The organism is Tropicimonas sp. (assembly GCF_047971885.1).
GTDB lineage: Bacteria > Pseudomonadota > Alphaproteobacteria > Rhodobacterales > Rhodobacteraceae > Tropicimonas.
Window position 1 is genome coordinate 1 of sequence record NZ_JBKEAE010000073.1, and the last position, 3,155, is coordinate 3,155.

At 65.0% G+C, this 3,155-nt stretch carries 5 protein-coding genes; 1 reads left to right on the forward strand and 4 read right to left on the reverse strand.

Annotated elements, in window-relative coordinates:
* Window positions 1-371: 371 nt before the first annotated feature.
* Window positions 372-869 carry a hypothetical protein gene (locus ACK5IR_RS07310; RefSeq protein ID WP_416927411.1) on the forward strand — a complete coding sequence of 166 codons (498 nt, stop codon included), beginning with the start codon at window positions 372-374 and terminating at the stop codon, window positions 867-869.
* Here the strand turns inward: ACK5IR_RS07310 and ACK5IR_RS07315 are convergent.
* The 4 genes from ACK5IR_RS07315 to ACK5IR_RS07330 form a co-directional block, all read right to left on the reverse strand.
* Window positions 841-1,941, reverse strand: a complete 1,101-nt coding sequence (locus ACK5IR_RS07315; protein ID WP_416927413.1) for a flagellar motor switch protein FliG — start codon at window positions 1,939-1,941, stop codon at window positions 841-843. The genes ACK5IR_RS07310 and ACK5IR_RS07315 overlap by 29 nt on opposite strands.
* Before the next feature lie 115 nt (window positions 1,942-2,056).
* Window positions 2,057-2,218 carry a hypothetical protein gene (locus ACK5IR_RS07320; protein ID WP_416927415.1) on the reverse strand — a complete coding sequence of 54 codons (162 nt, stop codon included), beginning with the start codon at window positions 2,216-2,218 and terminating at the stop codon, window positions 2,057-2,059.
* A gap of 100 nt (window positions 2,219-2,318) precedes the next feature.
* Window positions 2,319-2,861 carry a DUF2478 domain-containing protein gene (locus ACK5IR_RS07325; RefSeq protein ID WP_416927417.1) on the reverse strand — a complete coding sequence of 181 codons (543 nt, stop codon included), beginning with the start codon at window positions 2,859-2,861 and terminating at the stop codon, window positions 2,319-2,321.
* Window positions 2,862-2,883: 22 nt separating this feature from the next.
* A partial coding sequence (locus ACK5IR_RS07330) for a hypothetical protein (protein ID WP_416927419.1) occupies window positions 2,884-3,155 on the reverse strand: 272 nt, incomplete at its 5' end.

Here is a 3,155-nt window from a genome sequence, read left to right on the forward strand (position 1 = left end):
GGAGAAAGCGGTGCGGGCCTGGCGGGAGGACCGCTCGGCCCTCCCGCATGAGGATGCCCTGTTTCCCTACGAGATCGTGCATCGGGCATCAATTGCCGCGCGGTCCGGGAAAGGCGCCTGAGCGGCCGACCGCTTCCCTTCAGGAACTCACGTCTCTCATAGGGTTTCCGGTTGATCAGGTTGGAATGCTGCGCTTTGGCCGCCAGTGGAACCCGGCCCGGCTTTGGATGCGTTTGCGGTCGTTGGCAAGCGTGATGCGGCGGTTGCACCGGGTTGGGCGAGGGTGTCGAAGCGTCGGTTGGCGAGAGGCTCGTCGACCTGGGCCAGAGCGTCTCGGCCGGTTGCAATTCGGGAAACCTTGAGGCAGGCAGATGAGACGGATGCATTCCCGAACAGCGCGGCCCGGCGCGGTATGCCAGCCGGCGTTATCCGGGACGAGCAAGACGGTTCGGGCCAGCCTTGGCCTCGCGCGTGAACAGCGCAAGGGTGTTGGCGAACAACTCCCTGAAAACACCGGTGCCGGGATATCGGTGGCTTTCGCCGGTGACCGGCGCGACGAGGGCGGTGACGCAGAGCCATTCGAAACGGTGATGGCCGGGGGCCAGCGGCCGCGCGCCACAGGGCGCCCAGACCCGGCGGCGAATGGGCTTCAGCCCGATCCGATGCTCGTCGGTGGCGACGACCTTGATGACAGCGCCGGGATGTTCGGTCTGTGCCGCTGCGACCTCTTCGGCAAGGTTTTTTTAAACGTGGCCTGGTCTTCCGACGTCGCCGCCCGGGCGTGGCGGCGGCAACTACCTCAACCATGCAGGAGATCAGCCAACCTGATCGAAGGTGGCTCTAGGCGTCCCCGTGCTCGTTCAGCGTGATCTCTCCGTTGTCGACCAGCCGGCGAAGTTCGGCGAGGATCGCGTTGATCGCCTCCTCGCCGGCAGCGGGTTTGACCGCGCTGGTTTCGCCCATTTCCTCGCGCAGCGATTCGGCCATCCGCTTGGACATGTTGTCGAGCAGGAAGTCGCGTGCGCTCTCCAGGGCCGGCGCCGAAGCGGCATGCACGAAGGCGGTAACGATGAGCGCCTGATCGACCCCGCGCACGATCCGCGGTACTTCGCTGGCCGGCAGGCGCGCCGGAATGTCGGCAAAGGTGAAGATCGTCCGCCGGACATCGGCGGCAAATTCCGAATCCGTCTCGTCGAGCCCGGCCAGCACCTCGTCGCGCGTTGTGGCGGGGCTGAAATTCAGGATGGCGCCGACGCGCTTCACCGGTGCGTCCTCGAAGGCACCAACCGGCTCTGCATCGAGTTGCGAGGCCAGCGCGATGCCGATGCGCCGCACGGTCTCGGGCAGAATGCCACCGGTCCGCGAGATCGCGTAGGACAGGGCGCGCGCCCGGTCCCCGGGAAGCTGGCCAAGCAGTTCCGCCGACCGCGAGACCTTGAGCTTCGACAGGACAACCGCCCCGATTTCGGTGCTTTCCTCTTCGAGAATGCGCAGCAGGCGGGCCGTGTCATGGGTTGCAATACGCTCCCACGGGTCGCCGCGTGCCGCCACGCCAGCCTCGCGCCGCAGGCGCGCCGCCGTTGCCGGGCTGATGTGGCCGTCGAGCATGTCGAGCGCGCCGGCGATCCCGTCGGGGAAGGTGAGGGCGATCGAGTCCATCTCGCCGACAAATTCGCTTACCACGTTGCGCAGGGTTCCGCGATCCACCACGCGCAATTCGCCCATGCGGGCGGTCAGCGCGGCCTGCGCGGTTTCGGACAGGGCATCGAGCGGCAGTTCCGCACCTTCGGAAAGCAGCAGCTTGACGATCACCGCAGCCTTCTGCTGCCGGGTCAGCCTGCGACGGGCGGGCGGCATTTCGCCGGACGTATTCAGGGCGACGCCCGCATGAGGCCCTCCCCGGAGGGCGGCGTTCGCGGTGGTGGTCAGGTCGTTCGTCACGCTCGGCTCCGGCAGATGATCTGCCGCAAGCCTAGAGCCCCGCGTTTAAAGCCAGGTTACCGCCACCCCTCAGACGTTCTGGAGCATCGTTTCGATTGTCGAACCCGCCGGGCCGTCAGCTTGTCTTTTGCGTGACGCAGGTCCCGCTCGCCTGGTCATAGGCCTGCCCCTCGGCACATTGGCTTGCGGTCTCGTGTTTCCAGCCGCATTCAGCCGCCGCAATTGTCGGCAAAACCATCAGGGCCAGCAGGGTAACCGGCAACATCATTCGTTTCATCACGCATCTCCTGAATTGCGCATGACGTTAGGGTAACACGACAGGACCAAACCGCAAAGCGTGCTGACGCCGCCCGCAGGCAGGACAAGAGACGAACCTGTCAGGTCTCAAGCAGCCAGTCGTGCAGCGCTTCGGTTTCGCAAGGCACCATTTGCCCGTAACCCTGGGCGAACTGGTGAAAATCCTCCAGATGCGAGGTCGAAACCCCGACGAGCACCGGAATGCCCTCGGCCAGTGCGTTGCCGATCAACTCGCGAAAGCCGTGGCCCTCGGCCTCGTGCGGGCCGAACTTGTTGACGATCAGCAGGTCGGCACCATCGGCGAGCCGGCGCGAGGTTTCCATCACCGATTGTTCCAGCGCGCCGGCATTCAGCCGGCAACCCTCGGCGGCGCGGCCGAGGCGCTGCGAGATTCCGATCCGCTTTCCGTCGGGAAGCAACATCAGTTCCATGTCGCAGGGAAGGTCGGGGCCGCGGGAGATATTGACCTGCACCGCGCCGACAGCGCGCATCCCCTCGCCGGCCAGCCGTTCCGCGAGGTCGTGGAATACCTCGTTCATGCGCCCGGGCGCATCTGTATTTGCATAGGCCAGTTTCAGTGCCGTGACCCCGTATGCTGAACAGTTGGAAGCACGTATTTTCATAGACCCCCCGACCATGCCGCCGTCAAGAGAAACCCGACGCCGAAAAGCCCATGCGACAAAGGCGGCACGCAACGAAATCGCAGCCGCGCATGGTGAGCTGGCACCCTTTTCGACCGGACACTTGGGCATAATCATGGCGGCTTATACCAACGGCCTTGTTTTTGACTCGCGTGGGATTCCCTTCCGTCTGGAACTCTGAATCAATGCCGTCGCGAGATGGAGGGTTCGCGATGGCGGTTGAGATTGCGTGGCAGGACATGTCGGCAGGAGAGCTTCGGTCGGCGGCGGCTCGGA

Excerpts from the sequence above, each read along its gene's own strand:
- ACK5IR_RS07310 (WP_416927411.1), top strand. The coding sequence starts at position 372 with ATGAGACGGATGCATTCCCGAACAGCGCGGCCCGGCGCGGTATGCCAG.
- ACK5IR_RS07325 (WP_416927417.1), bottom strand. The coding sequence starts at position 2,861 with ATGAAAATACGTGCTTCCAACTGTTCAGCATACGGGGTCACGGCACTG.
- ACK5IR_RS07320 (WP_416927415.1), bottom strand. The coding sequence starts at position 2,218 with ATGAAACGAATGATGTTGCCGGTTACCCTGCTGGCCCTGATGGTTTTG.